17 protein-coding genes are annotated in these 17,348 nt (G+C 46.1%); 6 read left to right on the forward strand and 11 right to left on the reverse strand.

Annotated elements, in window-relative coordinates; all coding sequences use genetic code 11:
* Positions 1 to 15 precede the first annotated feature (15 nt).
* The 8 genes from rseP to rpsB all read right to left on the reverse strand — a co-directional run bounded on the left by rseP (position 16) and on the right by rpsB (position 7,477).
* A complete protein-coding gene (gene rseP, locus JK130_RS13220; protein ID WP_218354798.1) occupies positions 16 to 1,368 on the reverse strand; it encodes a sigma E protease regulator RseP in 1,353 nt (450 codons plus the stop codon).
* Complete coding sequence (gene ispC / locus JK130_RS13225; protein ID WP_218354799.1) at positions 1,365 to 2,549, reverse strand: 1-deoxy-D-xylulose-5-phosphate reductoisomerase; 1,185 nt, start codon at positions 2,547 to 2,549, stop codon at positions 1,365 to 1,367. The genes rseP and ispC overlap by 4 nt, the downstream gene beginning before the upstream one ends.
* Positions 2,549 to 3,412, reverse strand: coding sequence for a phosphatidate cytidylyltransferase (locus JK130_RS13230; RefSeq protein WP_218354800.1), 864 nt, complete (start codon positions 3,410 to 3,412; stop codon positions 2,549 to 2,551). Before JK130_RS13230 ends, ispC begins: the two co-directional genes overlap by 1 nt.
* 50 nt (positions 3,413 to 3,462) lie before the next feature.
* Positions 3,463 to 4,242: a polyprenyl diphosphate synthase gene (uppS, locus tag JK130_RS13235; protein WP_218354801.1), complete on the reverse strand. Its 780-nt coding sequence runs from the start codon at positions 4,240 to 4,242 to the stop codon at positions 3,463 to 3,465.
* A gap of 8 nt (positions 4,243 to 4,250) precedes the next feature.
* Positions 4,251 to 4,808, reverse strand: a complete 558-nt coding sequence (gene frr, locus JK130_RS13240; protein WP_218354802.1) for a ribosome recycling factor — start codon at positions 4,806 to 4,808, stop codon at positions 4,251 to 4,253.
* A gap of 24 nt (positions 4,809 to 4,832) precedes the next feature.
* The gene (gene pyrH, locus JK130_RS13245; RefSeq protein ID WP_218354803.1) at positions 4,833 to 5,567 is read right to left on the reverse strand and encodes a UMP kinase; all 735 of its coding nucleotides are present in this window, start codon (positions 5,565 to 5,567) and stop codon (positions 4,833 to 4,835) included.
* A 182-nt stretch (positions 5,568 to 5,749) separates the two neighbouring features.
* Positions 5,750 to 6,622: a translation elongation factor Ts gene (gene tsf, locus JK130_RS13250; protein ID WP_218354804.1), complete on the reverse strand. Its 873-nt coding sequence runs from the start codon at positions 6,620 to 6,622 to the stop codon at positions 5,750 to 5,752.
* 123 nt (positions 6,623 to 6,745) lie between these two features.
* Positions 6,746 to 7,477, reverse strand: a complete 732-nt coding sequence (rpsB, locus tag JK130_RS13255) for a 30S ribosomal protein S2 (RefSeq protein WP_218354805.1) — start codon at positions 7,475 to 7,477, stop codon at positions 6,746 to 6,748.
* Positions 7,478 to 7,824: 347 nt separating this feature from the next.
* On the opposite strand from rpsB, the gene map reads away from it, so the two are divergent.
* The 3 genes from map (at position 7,825) to dapD (ending at position 12,256) form a co-directional block, all read left to right on the forward strand.
* Positions 7,825 to 8,619, forward strand: a complete 795-nt coding sequence (map, locus tag JK130_RS13260; RefSeq protein ID WP_218354806.1) for a type I methionyl aminopeptidase — start codon at positions 7,825 to 7,827, stop codon at positions 8,617 to 8,619.
* A gap of 164 nt (positions 8,620 to 8,783) precedes the next feature.
* The gene (glnD, locus tag JK130_RS13265; RefSeq protein ID WP_218354807.1) at positions 8,784 to 11,435 is read left to right on the forward strand and encodes a [protein-PII] uridylyltransferase; all 2,652 of its coding nucleotides are present in this window, start codon (positions 8,784 to 8,786) and stop codon (positions 11,433 to 11,435) included.
* Complete coding sequence (gene dapD, locus JK130_RS13270) at positions 11,432 to 12,256, forward strand: 2,3,4,5-tetrahydropyridine-2,6-dicarboxylate N-succinyltransferase (RefSeq protein WP_218354808.1); 825 nt, start codon at positions 11,432 to 11,434, stop codon at positions 12,254 to 12,256. Before glnD ends, dapD begins: the two co-directional genes overlap by 4 nt.
* Positions 12,257 to 12,331: 75 nt before the next feature.
* Here dapD and JK130_RS13275 read toward each other — a convergent pair whose 3' ends face one another.
* From JK130_RS13275 to JK130_RS13285, 3 genes are read right to left on the reverse strand one after another with little or no spacing between them, the layout of a single operon-like run.
* Entirely contained in the window at positions 12,332 to 12,781 is a 450-nt protein-coding gene (locus JK130_RS13275; protein ID WP_218354809.1) for a flavodoxin, read from the reverse strand.
* A 20-nt stretch (positions 12,782 to 12,801) separates the two neighbouring features.
* Complete coding sequence (locus JK130_RS13280) at positions 12,802 to 13,539, reverse strand: pseudouridine synthase (protein WP_218354810.1); 738 nt, start codon at positions 13,537 to 13,539, stop codon at positions 12,802 to 12,804.
* Positions 13,529 to 13,909 carry a YqcC family protein gene (locus tag JK130_RS13285; protein ID WP_218354811.1) on the reverse strand — a complete coding sequence of 127 codons (381 nt, stop codon included), beginning with the start codon at positions 13,907 to 13,909 and terminating at the stop codon, positions 13,529 to 13,531. Before JK130_RS13285 ends, JK130_RS13280 begins: the two co-directional genes overlap by 11 nt.
* 60 nt (positions 13,910 to 13,969) lie before the next feature.
* Here JK130_RS13285 and JK130_RS13290 point away from each other — a divergent pair, with 60 nt between their 5' ends.
* The 3 genes from JK130_RS13290 (at position 13,970) to JK130_RS13300 (ending at position 17,148) form a co-directional block, all read left to right on the forward strand.
* Positions 13,970 to 15,025 (forward strand): DUF3549 family protein, encoded by a 1,056-nt coding sequence (locus tag JK130_RS13290; protein ID WP_218354812.1) that lies wholly within the window; start codon positions 13,970 to 13,972, stop codon positions 15,023 to 15,025.
* Between the two features lie 3 nt (positions 15,026 to 15,028).
* The gene (locus JK130_RS13295) at positions 15,029 to 15,334 is read left to right on the forward strand and encodes a DUF3301 domain-containing protein (RefSeq protein WP_218354813.1); all 306 of its coding nucleotides are present in this window, start codon (positions 15,029 to 15,031) and stop codon (positions 15,332 to 15,334) included.
* Between the two features lie 1,082 nt (positions 15,335 to 16,416).
* Positions 16,417 to 17,148, forward strand: coding sequence for a FadR/GntR family transcriptional regulator (locus JK130_RS13300; protein WP_218354814.1), 732 nt, complete (start codon positions 16,417 to 16,419; stop codon positions 17,146 to 17,148).
* Positions 17,149 to 17,348 lie beyond the last annotated feature (200 nt).

The following is a 17,348-nucleotide window of genomic DNA, read 5'->3' on the forward strand; positions in this document are numbered from 1 at the left end:
AGCTCATCAGCCTGATCAGGCGATGCGGCTAATATCGTTAAAAATCGCAATCCCCATAATCATTAAAAGGACTACGCCGCCGATTTTAAATCCCCATTCCTGAAATGCTTCAGAGACAGGCTTCCCGGTAAGCCACTCAATGGTAAAGTACATAAGGTGGCCGCCATCTAGCATGGGAAGAGGCAGTAAGTTGATAATGCCCAAATTGACACTGATCAATGCTAAAAAACTCAGAAAATATACCAGACCATACCCGGCGCTGACACCAGCACCCTGAGCAATTGAGATGGGTCCGCTTAAATTGTTCAGCGATACATCGCCGGTAATCAGCTTGCCTATCATAGACAGGCTTAATGTCATCAAACGCCAGGTTTTATCGGCTGCCTTTACCAGCGATTCGACCGGTCCATACTGGTGAACGAACACATAGCCTGTTGGCCAGGGCTCAAATTCAGGACTCACACCCAGGTAACCAATTTGTCCCTGAGGGGTATCACGCCGGGCGATGGTGGCATCAATTGTACGCGTTTGTCCATCCCGTTGTACTTCAAATACCGCCTTCTCACCGGGCTGGTCTGCGATTATTTCGACCAATTTAGGCCAGCTTTCGATAGGTTCATCGTTAAGTGTTTGTAAAACGTCCCCTACCTGAAGACCCGCCTCACTGGCCGGACTGTCAGGGGCAACCACCGCCAATGCTAACTTTGCATCGGGTCGATAAGGCTGAATACCCAGACTGACTAAAGCAGACTCTTTCTCGGGGTTAAAGTTCCAATCAGTGGTATTAAGCACCACGGAATTTGTATTTCCCTTGCTGTCTGACACGGTCACCGGTACCGAAGACTGACCAATAAAAGAAACCAGTTCCAGATTTACCGCTTCCCAGTCTGCTGTTGGTCGCGTGCCTATTGCTGTAACTTGCTGACCTTCAATAATACCGGCTTGCTGCGCAATAGAGGCTGGCGCGACTTGGCCTACCACCGGCTTCACCGTTTGCAAACCAAGCAAATACATAACAAACAGGGCAAAGATGGCAAAAATGAAGTTTACCGCCGGACCTGCCGCGATAATTGCCATGCGCTGTTTGACAGTTTTGTTGTTGAACGCCTTATGCTTTAAATGCGCAGGTACTTCATCGACACGCTCATCGAGCATGCGAACATAGCCACCTAATGGTATGGCAGCAACAACAAATTCAGTGCCTTTTTTGTCAGTGCGGCGCCATAGGGGTTTTCCAAAGCCAATAGAAAAACGCTCTACCTGAACACCACATAACCGGGCAATATAAAAATGTCCCCACTCATGGACAGCAACCAACACACCCAGAGCTACCACAAATGCCCCCAGGCTCCACAAAAACGACATCACGATACCAGCCCTCTGATTACCTTGTTAGCCGTGGCTCTGGCCCGGCCATCGTGCTCAAGTATTTGTTGGAGTGAACAAACCGTCGTTTGTTCCATTTTATTCAAGGTTTGTTCGTTCACCCGGGCAATGTCACAAAAGCCAATCTGATGATTTAAAAAGGCTTCAACGGCAATCTCGTTAGCAGCGTTTAGTGCTGTTGTTGCTGCCTGACCGTCTTTACATGCTTGTATTGCAAGGTACAGATTTGGGTAACGCTGTGGGCATGGAGTAGAAAAAGTAAGGTCGCTTAACGTAGCAAAATCCAGTGATTTTACCCCGGCCTCAATGCGCTCTGGATAGGCCAGACCATAAGCTATTGGGGTGCGCATATCCGGGTGGCCCATTTGCGCAATCACCGAGCCATCTATGTACTGCACCATTGAATGGATGGTACTTTGTGGGTGCAGGACCACGGTAATATCGTCGGCCTGGGCTCCAAATAAACGACAAGCCTCAATAAATTCCAATCCTTTGTTCATCATAGTGGCAGAGTCTACGGTAATTTTTCGCCCCATATCCCAATTTGGATGGTGGCATGCCTGCTCTACAGTAATATCATCAAAGGTCGAAAGCTCGCGTTCGCGAAAGGGCCCACCTGAACCAGTAAGCAATAAACTTGAAATGCCGCTGCTGGTTAAATCGCCATACACAAAATCCTGAGGCAGGCATTGAAATATTGCATTGTGCTCACTGTCGATAGGTAAAATCGTGGCACCAGACTGACGCGCAGCATCAATAAACAATACGCCTGACATTACCAACGCTTCTTTATTTGCCAGTAGAATACGCTTGCCCGCTTTTACCGCCGCCATAGTAGGCATAAGTCCAGCAGCACCGACTATAGCGGCCATAACCGCATCAACTTCTGGGGCGCTGGCCACATCATCTAAGGCCTGGGGTCCGCACAAAAGCTCGGCTTTCACGCCAGCTTGTGTCAGCGTACTGCGTGCCTGTTCGTATTGGTTTTCGTTTGCGATAACAACATAGCGGGGGTTACAGGCCTTTGCCTGCTGCGCCAGTAATTCTAACTGAGAGTGGCCGGTTATAGCGAAAACCCGATATTTATCGGGGTGACGGTTAACCACATCCAGAGTATTGCACCCAATAGAGCCCGTGGCTCCTAATACAGTAATGGTTTGCATTACGCCATCCACGTCACATAGCAAAACGCAAACACCGGAAAGGCTGCCGTTAAACTATCAATACGGTCAAGTACGCCGCCATGCCCGGGAAGCAATTTACCGCTATCTTTAATACCTGCACAGCGTTTTAGCATACTTTCATTCAAGTCGCCCAACGCCGATACTGCTACGGTAATTCCGCCAATCAATAAGTGCAGCCAGATACGCGAAAAAGTGACATGATAGTGCAGCGCCGCAAAGGCTATGATGGCAAAAGAAGCCGCAATACCGCCTAGCAATCCTTCTAGCGTTTTGCCAGGCGATACATTCGGACGCAGCTTATGCCGGCCAAATTTAACGCCAACAAAAAAGGCACCGATATCTGCGGCCCAGACAATACCTAAAACATAAAAAATTAAAGACGCCCCGTAAAATGGGTCAACATCGTGCAAATTGGTACGCAGACTAACAACCGCCACCCAGGTAGGAATCAGCGTCAGTGCACCAAAACCTACTCTGATAGGTTTACTTGAGCGCCAGAACGCTGAAAAACGCGGATACGCAACAATCATTGCCAGTGAAACGACCCACCAGGCGGCGGCTATTCCTAATATGAAGTGATAGAGCCCATGCAACTGCCCCTGATACCAAATTTTGTCTACATCGACAATCAGTGATAACAATACACAAATCACAAAAGCACTGACCATCAATGCCACCTTTTTAGGCCGCTCGATGATGCCGGACATGTTAGCCCATTCGTAGGCCCCTAATGCGACTACGCCAGCGATGGCTATCTGAAACCACCCCATGGGCATAAACAAAATTGCAATCAGCGCCAGTGGCGCCAGAATTAGCGCGGTAATTATTCGTTGTTTTAGCATAGCGGCTCTTCGGCTCCTTGTTGTCAGCCAGGCTTAGCAGGACTACCCAACTAGCTTTGTGGCACGCTTACCTGTTCGCCGACTAAGCCGAATCTGCGCTGACGTACATTAAAGTCATCTACGGCTAACTGAAATACCTGTTCGGTAAAATCAGGCCATAGCACATCGGTAAAGTACAGTTCAGCGTAGGCACATTGCCACAATAGAAAATTACTAATTCGACGTTCACCACCAGTACGGATCAGTAAATCCAGCTCTGGAAGGTCGTGAGTAGAAATATATTCACCCAGTTTTTGTTCATCGATGTCTTCTGGCTGCAATGTCCCTTGTTGCACCTGCTGAGCTAATAACTGAGCGGCATTAGCAATATCCCAGCGTCCACCATAGTTCGCTGCAATATTTAAAATCAATGCATCGTTTTGCTCAGTCATTGTTTCAGCTTTTTGAATTTTTGCTTTTAATTTGTCATCAAAAGCGGACACATCGCCAATAACTTTAAGTCTTACCCCATTTTTGTGAAGCCGTTTAACTTCACTGTTTAATACCAGATTAAACAGCTCCATCAATACGCTGACTTCCTCTTCAGGACGTTTCCAGTTTTCACTGCTAAACGCAAAAAGTGTGAGCGACTGAATACCCGTTTGGCGGGCAAAACGAACAACTGAGCGTACCGACTCAACGCCGGCTTTATGCCCAAAGGTACGAATTTTACCCTTTTTTTGCGCCCAACGACCATTACCGTCCATGATAATAGCAACATGGCGTGGCCCGGATTCTTCGGGGTGCCCTGCAGTGGGTAACTGCGCAGATTGCGACCGCTTTGATAACATGACGGTGGTTAAACTTCCATTAGTTCTTTTTCTTTCACTACCAGTGTTTCGTCAACTTTTTTAATAAAGTCGTTGGTCAGTGACTGAATATTTTCTTCTGCCGCGCGACTTTCGTCTTCGCTGATTTCTTTTTCTTTGAGCAATTCTTTTACATCGCTGTTCGCATCACGGCGAACATTCCGAATGCCTACCCGAGCCTGCTCTGCTTCTGCGCGTACTACCTTGATAAGATCTTTACGACGCTCTTCAGTTAAGGCGGGCATTGGAATACGGATAGTGGTACCCGCACTCATTGGGTTTAATCCCAAATCAGACTGCATAATGGCTTTTTCAACCGCCTGGGTGGCGCTTTTATCAAAAACAGTCAGCGCTAAAGTACGGCTGTCTTCAGCAATAACATTAGCAATTTGTTTAAGTGGCGTATCTGCGCCATAGTAAGACACCTGAATGCCGTCAAGCAGGCTAGGATGCGCCCGACCGGTGCGAATCTTACTTAACTGACTTTTCAGAGCACTGATGCTTTTTTCCATACGCTCTTGCGCATCTAGTTCAATTTCATCAATCACGATAGGTTTCCTATTTACTTTAAACTATTTGTCAGCGTGGTCTATCAGGGTGCCTTCATGTTCACCCATAACGACTTTTTTCAGACACCCCGGCTTATTCATATTGAAAACCCGAATGGGTAAACCGTGGTCCCGAGCTAGTGTAAAGGCCGATAGATCCATTACTTTAAGCTCTTTTTCCAGCACTTCATCATACGTTAAATTTGCGTACAATTCTGCGTCAGGATTTGTGGCCGGGTCGTCACTATATACACCGTCTACTTTGGTGGCTTTAAGTACCGCATCAGCTTCAATTTCAATGCCGCGCAAGCAGGCGGCGGAATCAGTGGTAAAAAATGGATTACCTGTACCAGCTGAAAATATAACTACCCGTCCCGATTTCAACAGGCTGATGGCTTCTGCCCAATTGTACGCATCGCATACACCATTTAACGGAATCGCCGACATCATTCGAGCGTTAACAAATGCCCGATGCAACGCGTCACGCATTGCCAGACCGTTCATTACCGTGGCCAGCATACCCATGTGGTCTCCCACTACCCGGTTCATACCGGCTTTCGCAAGGCCTTCACCCCGAAACAGGTTACCTCCGCCGATAACCAACCCCACCTGAACACCTAGTTCTACTAACTCTTTGATTTCTTGTGCCATACGGTCAAGCACTTTAGGATCAATACCAAAACCTTCGGAGCCCATTAAGGCTTCGCCACTTAGTTTTAGCAAAATTCGACGATAGGCTGATTTTGGAGTGATGCTCATGATTTGGTGTCCTTTGTGAACTCGGCTTGTCGTATTTTTCGGTATGCAAAAAATAGGACAAAACGATTTCGTGTTCGGCCGTACGCTGTATTTTTGTACGGTTTCACTTATAAAAAAGCACCCCCTAAGAGGTGCTCGTAGTGTATCTGACTATTGCGTCTGGCAAAAGTAGAAGGCAGGAATTATTTCTTCGCCGCTTCCATTTGCGCTGCAACTTCAGCCGCAAAGTCTTCGCTTTTCTTCTCGATACCTTCGCCAACTTCAAAACGAATGAAGTTAACTACGTCGGCGTTGTTGCTGGCTAGCAATTCGCCCACAGTATTTGAAGGATCTTTAACAAAAGGCTGACCAGTCAGGCTGATTTCGCCCGTGAATTTCTTCATTCGGCCGGCAACCATTTTTTCTGCGATATCAGCAGGCTTACCAGATTGCATTGCAATCTCGATTTGGATTTCTTTCTCTTTTTCAACAACTTCGTCTGGCACATCTTCAGGCTTAACAAACTGTGGGTTTGCTGCTGCAACATGCATAGAAACGTCTTTTGCTAATTCTTCCTGACCACTGGTCAAAATAGAGATAACACCAATACGGCCACCGTGTACATAAGCACCAAGATTTTCACCTTCAACGTTTACTACACGACGAGGAGAAATATTTTCACCAATCTTAGTCACTAATTCTTCACGTACTTCGCTGATTTTTTTACCATTGAGCTCGGCATCGTTCAATTGATCAATTTCATTGATGCTTTGTTCGTGCGCTACGTTCAGAATTTCGTTACCGAATTTCAGGAAGCCTTCGTCACGAGCAACAAAGTCTGTTTCACAGTTTAGTTCAAGCATGGTTGCGCGGTTGCCACTGGCTTTGGTCAGAATTACGCCTTCAGCGGTAATACGACCCGCTTTTTTAGCGGCCTTTGCCTGACCTGATTTACGCATGTTTTCGATGGCTAGTTCGATATCGCCGTCAGCTTCAACCAACGCCTTCTTACAATCCATCATGCCTGCGCCTGTGCGCTCACGTAGTTCTTTAACGAGTGCTGCAGTCACTGCCATTTTTCAATTCCTCAGCATTAATAAATTTAATAGTAAAAGGGGCAAACGCCCCTTCAAAAATATTCATCTGATAGCATAGTAGCGGCCTGCATAGCACAAACCGGTACAATTATGCCTGGGGCCTTACTCAGCAGTTTCTACGAAATCGTCCTGCTCAGCTTGTGCTTCCAGGTTGCTGTTACGACCAGAGTTAACCGCATCAGCAGCCGCTTCAAGATACAACTGAACAGCACGGATCGCATCGTCGTTACCAGGTACGATGTAATCTACGCCGTCTGGATTAGAGTTAGTATCTACTACACCTACAACCGGAATACCCAGGTTGCGTGCTTCAGTTACTGCAATGTGTTCATGATCCGCATCTACAACAAAGATAGCATCAGGCAAACCGCCCATGTCTTTGATACCACCAAGGCTGTTTTCAAGCTTGTTCATTTCACGCTCTAGCATCAGCGCTTCTTTTTTGGTCAACTTTTCAAACGTACCGTCCTGGCTTTTTTGCTCAAGGTCTTTAAGACGCTTAATTGACTGACGAACGGTTTTCCAGTTTGTCAGCATTCCGCCCAACCAACGCTTGTTCACATAGAACTGGTCGCATTTTATAGCGGCGTCTTTAACAGCATCGCCTGCGGCACGTTTAGTACCTACAAAAAGGATTTTTCCTTTTTTCGCAGCTACACCAGAAAGGTAGTTCATCGCTTCATTAAAAAGCGGAACCGTTTTTTCCAGGTTGATGATATGAACCTTGTTACGCGCACCAAAGATGTACGGCTTCATCTTTGGATTCCAGTAACGAGTTTGGTGACCGAAGTGGACACCTGCTTTAAGCATGTCACGCATTGAAACATTAGCCATGATATTTTCCTCAAATTTGGGGTTAGGCCTCCATACACCCCTTGCATCGATCCGGTTTCCCGGACACCCCGATATCAAGTGTCGGTATATGTGTGTTATTTAATAAATTCGTACCTGATTTATCATCCGAACCTGATAGCAAACTACCGGTCAGACAAACAGGCGGGCGCTTTATACCATGCCCCCTCGGTTAACTCAAGTTAAACGGCCTTTTTATGCCTGGTCAATCGGGCTGTAAACTATACACAGCCCCCGCAAACCGTTAATATAATAACGATATCGCTTGATATGGTGTCATCTAACCATATCTAGACATTTACTTTGAACAAAGATTATAGAGGGTTCCGGTGGCAGCAATTATTAAAACCGCTGAAGAAATTGAAAAAATGCGGGTAGCCGGCAAGCTGGCTTCTGATGTTCTAACCATGATTACACCGTATGTTAAAAAAGGGGTAACCACCGACGAACTCAACAGTATTTGCCATGACTATATTGTGAACGAACAAGGTGCGACGCCTGCCCCATTAAACTACGGTCATCCGCCCTTTCCTAAGTCTGTTTGCACCTCTGTAAATCACTGTATTTGCCACGGCATCCCGTCTGATAAAAAACTTAAAGACGGTGATATTTTAAATATTGATGTAACGGTAATTAAAGATGGTTACCATGGTGATACCTCGAAAATGTTCATGGTAGGTAAACCTTCTATTTTAGCTGAAAGGCTAGTACGAGTAACTCAGGAAAGCTTGTATAAGGCTATTGAACAAGTGAAACCCGGTATGCGTCTGGGTGATATCGGACATTTATGCCAAACCCACGCCGAGTCGCACAATTACTCTATTGTTCGCGAGTATTGCGGCCACGGTATTGGCGCTGGCTTTCACGAAGAGCCTCAAATTGTTCATTACGGTAAGCCGGGAACGGGTGAAGAGCTGGTTCCGGGAATGTGCTTTACTATTGAGCCGATGGTAAATGCGGGCAAGCGTCACTCAAAAATCTTACCTGATCAGTGGACCGTGGTAACTAAAGACCGCAGTCTTAGCGCTCAGTGGGAACATACACTTCTGGTGACCGAAACCGGTGTTGAGGTTCTTACCCTGCGCGAAGAAGAAAGCTTGCCACGGGTAATAAATCATAATTAATCTATACCAACAGGTAGCCACACCATGGTGTGCTGCCTGTTCTTTTTATACCTTTATCGTGTTGTTAAGGTGGGTCTTCAGCACCTGAACCGAGCTACTGCCATACGCAACATTTCATGCTAAGGTGCAAATGAATCCATAGCTTAAACGGTGAGAAAACGCTTTTGAGTCTACAGAAGTTAATTGCTCAGGTAGAACAAATATCTTCGGTAGAAGATTTGCCTGCCATTAAACAGTGCGTAAAAAACAGCTATCAATGGCTGGATACAGCATTTGATACATCTCCGGTAAACCAGCTTGTTACCGGACGGGCTCAGTTTGTTGATGCGCTGTTGTTACATTTGTGGCATTTGCTGCGTTTGGATGAGGTTAAAGATTTAGCCCTGTGCGCGGTGGGTGGCTATGGACGCGGCCATTTGCAGCCCTACTCTGACATTGACTTGTTGATCATTAGTCAGCGTGAACTACAAACACCAACTCAGGATAAAATAAGCCAGTTTATTACGCTACTGTGGGACATTAGACTAGACGTAGGTCAGGCGGTACGTACTCTCAAAGAAACGGTGTCGCTGGCAAAAGATGATATTTCGATAGCCACCAATTTAATTGAAAGCCGTTTATTGACGGGTAACGAACCATTGTTTGAGCTGATGCTTAAAGAAACCCACGGTCGTCAAACCTGGACCAGTCAGGCGTTTTTTGTAGCCAAGTACGATGAACAAAAAGCCCGCCACGCAAAGTTTAATGGCACCGCCTACAATCTGGAACCCAACATCAAAGAAAACCCTGGCTGTTTGCGCGATATACAGTCTATTGGTTGGGTGGCCAAAAAACATTTCAAAGAATATGACGGATGGAATCTGGTTGGTCATGGTTATTTTACCGAAGATGAACACAGCGAGCTAATTCGCTCAAGAATGCACTTATGGCGTTTGCGTTTTGCTTTGCATCTTATCGCCGGCCGAAGTGAAAATCGTCTTCTGTTTGACTATCAGCCTGAGGTGGCGGCAAGGCTTGGCTATGGCAACGAAGCCAAAACTTCTGTTGAACGCATGATGCGTGACTTTTTCAGAACGGTGCGCCGGGTAAGCGAACTCAATAAAATGCTGTTGCATCGTTTTCGCTATGACATGCTCAATCAGTCGGTTAAAAGCCAGACCATAATCAATGACGATTTTTGGTTATTAGATGGCATGATTGCCCCACGCCACGAAAATGCCATCAACACACCTGAGGCCGTATTACACTTTTTACAGGTAGTGGCCGACACGCCCGAGGTCGAAGGGTTAGACACCGATACTATCCGCCAGCTGCGAAATACCCGTCGTGCCTTTGAAAGCGAATATTTTATCGAGCGCGAAGCCTGTCGTAAGCAAATTATGGTGTTGTTCCGGCATCCGCAGTTTTTTGACTATGCCTGGGATATTATGCACCAATACGGCGTGCTGCAATCGTATTTGCCAGAGTGGGATAAAATCGTCGGAATGATGCAATTTGATTTGTTTCATGCCTACACGGTGGATGAACATACGCACCGACTGGTTAAACACATTAACCATTATTTTAGTCTGAAAAATCGTGAATTTCCGCGCTGTGGCCGTATTGCCCGAAATCTGGATAAACCCGAACTGTTGTATATTGCGGCTATTTTTCACGATATTGCTAAGGGGCGAAATGGCGACCACTCGGTTCTTGGTGCTGAAGACGTACACGCGTTTTGCGCGCGTCACGAAATCAGCGACAATGAAGCTCAGCTTATCTCCTGGTTGGTACAAAACCACTTATTAATGTCGATGGTTGCGCAGCGCCGTGACATTTACGATCCCGATGTTATTAATGAATTTGCCACCACCGTGCGCAGTCAAAATCATCTTAACCTGTTGTATTCGCTGACCCTGGCTGACATTCGTGCCACCAATGATAATTTATGGAATGACTGGAAGGCATCGTTGCTGCGAGAGCTGTACCTGATGACGCAAAAAGCCTTAGATAATGGTTTACAGTGTCAGGCGACGCTTAACGAACGGGTTGAGCAACATAAAAAATCTGCGGTACAATTATTAAAAGAAAGTGGTGAAGATCAGGGCCGGGTTGATGTGTTCTGGAGCCGGATGGATGACGATTATTTTGTTCGTTTCAAGCCAGCTCAGATTGCCTGGCATTCGCGTGAAATAATACAAGCCGAACAAAGCCTGTTTTTAGAAGACCCCGATAACCTGCTGATTCGGGCCAACGATGAAATTGCCAAAGGCGGCACCGAAATTCTGATTTACGGTAAAGACCGACAGGCGTTGTTCGCCCAGGTGGCATCGGTTCTGGATAGCCGTAACTGCTCAATACACGATGCGCATATTACCGTAACCCGCGACGGCTATGTATTTGATAGCATGCTGGTACTAGAAAACGACGGTTCTCGCTTATCTTCGAAAAGCCGCACCAATACGCTGGAAGAGGCGATATTGAGTCAGCTCAATAAACCTGGTTTTGCCCACGATAATAAAAGAAAGCTGCCCCGTCAGATGCGGCAGTTAGATGTCCCTACGAAAGTCCGTTTTTTCAATATTGCTGACGAATACACCCTGATTGAGTTAGAAGCACTCGATGCGCCGGGTATTTTAGCCAAAGTAGGACACGCCTTTGTTGATAGAAATGTCACTTTAAAATTAGCGAAAATTGCTACTATCGGCGAACGCGCTGAGGATGTGTTTATTGTGACTAATCACGAAGGTAGTGCACTTACGCCTGAGCAACAGGTAGGCTTGAAAAAACAAATTTTGTATAAACTCGATCAACTTGAAGATATCAATATACCATGACTGAACTACAAATTATTATTGAACAGGCTTTTGAAGAACGCGATAGCCTGTCCCCTTCAGATGCCCCTCAAAAAGTCCGCGATGCGGTTAACGAAGCACTGGACATGCTAAATAATGGCAGTGCCCGGGTTGCTGAAAAAATTGACGGAGAATGGAAAGTCCATCAATGGCTTAAAAAAGCCGTGTTGTTGTATTTTCGCTTAAACAACAACGAAATGATTGAAGGCGCCGAAAGTCGTTTTTTTGATAAAGTACCGCTTAAATATCGTGATTATACGGCTGACCAGTTTGCCAAAGAAGGCGTACGTATTGTTCCTCCAGCGGCCGTGCGCACAGGCTCTTTTGTAGGCAAAAACGTGGTTGTGATGCCGTCGTATGTCAATATTGGTGCTTTTGTTGATGAAGGCACCATGGTAGATACCTGGGCTACGGTAGGCTCTTGTGCACAAATTGGTAAAAATGTGCACTTGTCTGGCGGTGTTGGCATTGGCGGCGTACTAGAGCCGTTGCAGGCGAACCCGACCATTATTGAAGACAATTGTTTTATTGGAGCACGCTCTGAAATTGTCGAAGGCGTCATTGTAGAAGAAGGCGCGGTTATTTCGATGGGCGTATATATTGGGCAAAGCACCCGAATTTACGACCGTGAAACCGGGGAAGTACATTATGGCCGGGTGCCGGCGGGGTCGGTAGTTGTGCCTGGTAACCTACCCGGTAAAGACGGCAACTACAGCTTGTATGCGGCTATCATCGTTAAAAAAGTAGACGCAAAAACCCGTTCTAAAATTGGTATCAATGAATTATTACGTAGCGCTGATTAGCGTTATTTAAATTGGCACCAACACGATTAAAAAGGCCTGTAGAACCAGGCCTTTTTTGTACGCGACAACGTGGTTTTACTGACCAAACAACTTATCTTTGATGCCGTTTACCCAATCAACGACATCCTGCTCGGGATCTAATGTTTCAATCGCATCAACTTCGAGCATATCGGCAACCGGATTGCCCTGTAACTCGGTAAGCAGCTCATGAAACTGCCGAGCGCCGCCGCAAAAGTTTTCATAGCTACTGTCACCCAGACCCGCTACCGCAAAGGGTTTTTGATTTAACAGCGGAAACTCATCTTTTAAATCTGAATAAGCAAACTCAAGGTTGGGGGGAACATCGCCCTGCCCGGTCGTTGAGGAAATAACAAGTATTGCGTCGCTTTCGGTAAAGTCGCTGACCGCCGCGTCGTTAAACAACTCACAGTCAAAGCCCTGCTCGGCCAGGTTTTCTTCTACCTGTTCGGCAACATGCTGAGCATTTCCATAAACACTGCCGCAAAAAATACCTAATTTCGCCATTGTATAACACCACCTTTTTACTAAATTTTAATCTGATAGGGCTGCCAGTCTGCAAGCAGACGATTTATTGATGCGCCGGGTTCGCAGGTGAGCGTAAGCCAACGACCATGTTCAGGATGTTCAAGTCCCATGCTGGTACAACTTAAGGCCAGATTCTCAAAATCAAACCGTTGTCGTAAAAATTTATTTTGTTTTCCGTCGCCATGACTGGTGTCGCCCAGTATAGGATGGCGCAAATGCACCATGTGCCGACGCAACTGATGCTTTCGACCAGAATGAGGCTGCAACTGCACGAGCGTGTACCTTGAGCTGGTGTAGCGGCCTGAGGCTTCAGGAATTTCAAAATATTGTAATGGCTGATAAACCGTACAGGCCGGTTGCGCAGCGATATCACCCCGGTCTTTGTCGGCAATTTTATCCGCTTTAAATTTCAGGGCGTAGTCAATCATACCCGGCGCTTTTACCCAGCCCCGCACCACCGCGACATAGCGCTTCTTTACCTGACGCGCCATCATTTGTTTACCTATCGCACTGGCAGTGGCGCTGTCAAACGCGAATAGCAACAAACCACTGGTGGGCCGGTCTAACCGATGCACCGGGTACACCCGCCGGCCAACCTGATCACGCAACAGTTGCACCGCAAACCGGGTTTCGCGTTTATCAATAGGACTTCGATGTACCAGCAAACCTGCTGGCTTATTAATCGCTATCAGACACTCATCCTGATAGACCACCGACAGCGGGATTTCACTGGTCATTAGTGGTCACCCATGAGTTGTAATTGTCCAGTCCCATTAACTGATGAACAAGCTCGTTGTGTTGATGCTGGTATACTTCGTGCGCCATCGGGCCCACACGCATTCCCGGGGGCAAATGACCATGCGTTATGACATGTGCCCGTGCCTTCGGTAAAAATAAAAATTGTAGCCATTGTTCAAACGATAAGGTATCAAGTGCAAAGGGCACAGTTGATGCCAACGCATCGGGCTGTGGCTTATTAAGCTGCCAAAGCTGATGCGTTCTTAAATAGTGTTCAATCTTATCAAGCTGGTCTTCAGCAGTATGAGAATCAGTCATCGCCATGGAAAGTAAATTAGTTAAAGACGGCAGTATACCATGTCTGGTCATCGTCTATGCAGACAGGTAAACTATCGGGCTTATCTTTTTACAGGCAGTACAGGCGGTATCATGAGCGCACAGACAATTGAATCTATCAGTGAATTTTTGCTTCACGCTGGCACTAATTTTCAGGTTGTCGATATGGGCCGCGGGCTGGTTCCCATTAGTGCACAAACCTTTCTTGATATCGAAAATGGTGTCGCTGTGGTGCCTCGCCCGCGCCAGGAGCATGCCTGGTTCGCGGTCGTATTCTGGAATACTCAGGATCGTCCCGCTAAAGAATACATCTGGTTTTTAAAGTTACCGGTAGATGAACAAGGTTTGTTGGTTTGTGCAGCCCGTAATCACTTTTTACAAATTATTGTGGATGCACTGGGCAACTCTTTAGCGCAAGACACCGAACAAGCCGATAAACTTCCCGATAATCCGTATAACTTTGTACCGGCTCAATCGCAGATGGCACATTTTACGGCGTTAACTAAGCATTTGCTGAACAAACCGGTGACCAGTGGTACGGATGAGGTGATCTCCTATATACGCCATCCTGCTGTTGTCGACTGGCAGTTGTTGTCTGTTCAGGCCATTGCTGATACGGCATACCGGCTCGACACCGACCAGCTTGACGCTACCCTGGTACAGCATTTCGATATGTACGCAGAAGACTTTCAACAGACTTTATTAAGCGCGCTGGATAACATTTCCCTGCCCGCCCGGTTACAGCAGTTTTTGCTCACACGGCTTGAACAAAACTGGGAACAACAAAATAACAAAACCGTATTGTTAGCAACACTCAGAGCGGTAAGCAGCGCTAAGCCTGACAGCCAGCTACAGGCTGTATTAGCCCCCGTGCTTACCAGCGAGCATACCGACATAGACACTTTATCGGTAGTGGCAGCGCGACATTACAATCAACTAAACGATGCATTGATGCTGGCATTTTTTGAAAGAGCCGCCTTACTGGATAATAACCAGCATTACCAGGGCGCCCTGTTTCAGGGTTTCTTTGCCGACTTAGTACGCTTACCTGAACTGCGGGACCGGGCCTTAACACTATTACGCACCCCAGAACGCAGTGAAATATTAGCCACTGCCATTGGTGCGTTATTTTCGGCTACCAGGAGTTAATCGGTGACATTAGGTGAACTGACGCTATTTTTACTTTTGCTGGCAATAGCCTTTCAATTTTGGCGTATACGCAGTATCAGTGAACGTGCCTACGGGCATGTTGAACATTACTGCAAAACACATCAATTACAGCTACTGTCGGTGGCCCGCAAAAAAACCAGACTGTCATTTAAATACGCAAAAATTGACTGGTGGTCGGTGTTTGTATTTGAGTTTTCGGGAAATGGTGAAGACCGCTACGTCGGAGAGATGGAAATGATAGGTCAGAAGGTGATTCGTACTCAGCTACCGCCGTACCGTACAAATTAGAAAAATTATCCGCGCCCAGGGGCCGTTTACTGTTTAAATTAAACTCATACGAAAAAGCGATAACCATAAAGATTATCGCTTTTATCGAATGTCGAGCATCCTTTTCCGGCTTTCCTTAGCTACTGAAACTATCCTGGTTTCGCTCCTTAAGTGCCCTGTCCCTTTCGCCCTGCTAAATCCTGCGCAGGCTACCAAATACTGGTAGATCCCTTTCCTTTTGTCCATTTGTTAGTAACACAGTCCGGTGTGCTACCGCTTTCATCCAATGAAAGTGCTCCCCTGCCCCACTTCCTTTGGGTTTCATTCCATGATTTAGCGCCCTGCATTGCTTATCTTCCCTGATAAGCGCTGTCGTCCCTGATACAATCCATCGAAATCCGGTCCTTCGGCTAATCCTTTTCCTTGCTACCACGCCCTGTGGTTTCTTCGCATATGAAGATGTCCAGCTGTTCGCTCCATCGAACATTCCAAGCAAGCTGTGCAACAAGTCCTTGTGCACGGGTATCCTGTTCAGTTCCTTCGGATATGTTCGTGTGCCATCCTGACTCGTCGTGTGTCCGTGTGACAAAACCTATGTTACTGCGATAAAGATTAATTGCGATAGCCAATTAACAAATTTTTAATGACAATATTTTGACACTTATTGAACTTTTTCAAAATTGCCTGTTAAAACATAAGCTTTATACTTAAGTCTAATGATAAGTACCGTGAAATGTAGCCTATATTTAGTATAAATGTACGATATTTCTTACAGAGAATGTCGGTTTATAAGACTTATTGAATTCATACTAAGCTGTTTAAATGCGCTTTAAGAAATACAGTTTCTCACTAAGCTCATCTTTGTCCAGTTCAGTTACCGTTCCAGCCCGCATAAACATTTTTAACGTACAAAAATGTCTGTTTGGAAAAAATACGGTAGTAGAACGTTAAAGTATCAACCAGTATAAAAAATCAATATGACCAATATGAACTTTTTGGTTACAATAGCACCCAACCAATGTCTTATAATTTTTGCCTGATGTATAGGCTTCGCGGTACACTGACTACTGTTGATATTTTTTTCGTAAACGAATGGTGCAAATATGAAGCGACGCAGGCGTTTTTGGCGAGTGGTCGAAAAATTAGAAATACTGATCGACAATGGGGTCTATCCTGTTGGAACTCGGCTACCAGCAGAAAGAGAGCTTGCCGAAACGTACGAGGTTAGCCGTCCCACTATTCGTGAAGCAATTATTGCTTTAGAGGTGCTTGAGCGGGTTGAAGTAAAAACGGGCTCTGGGGTTTTTGTGGTTAATGCGGGTGTCGCCGAGCAACCCGGACAAGCGATTAGTGCTTTTGAGCTTACTCAGGCCCGGGCGTTAGTTGAAGCTGAAGCGGCAGCGCTAGCCGCAGCCACCATTAAATCTGAAGAGTTAGGTGAGCTAAAACAAACCTTAGAAGATATGACACAGGCAGAACTGGCCGATGCTGCTGATCAGCGTTTTCATGAGATCATCGCTCAGGCCACCCGCAATAGTGCTATGGTGATGACCATTCAGAATCTCTGGAAGTTACGACGTTCAGAGCCAATGATTGTCTCGGCATATCAGGATGTATGTTCGCAAAGTATAGAGCAAAGATTAATCGAGCATACTTCTATTTATGAGGCTATTGCTAAGCGCGACTCTCCGGGCGCTCGTAAAGCCATGCATAATCATTTTGATCGGCTAATAAACGCGTTATTTGCCGCCAGTGAAGCAAAAGCACTTGAAGAAATTAAGCGAAAAACAGACGAAACACGCGGGCTTTATTCGATATCGCACCTGACCGACTAAACGTGTTTACCTATAGCCTGCGGTAACAATTAACAATGGCACGTTTCAGGCTTATCTGAAACGTGCCATTAGCTAAATCTACTCTCCTGCCTCGCTCAATATCTTTGGTAATGTTAAATCAGCCGTTAGTGTCTGCCTTGAAACACACCTACGGTATGTATAGTAAAAAACTAACCCAAGCGCTTTTTTTAAAATTAAGG

Origin of the sequence: Alteromonas lipotrueiana, assembly GCF_019249245.1 — a bacterium.
Lineage (GTDB): Bacteria > Pseudomonadota > Gammaproteobacteria > Enterobacterales > Alteromonadaceae > Alteromonas > Alteromonas lipotrueiana.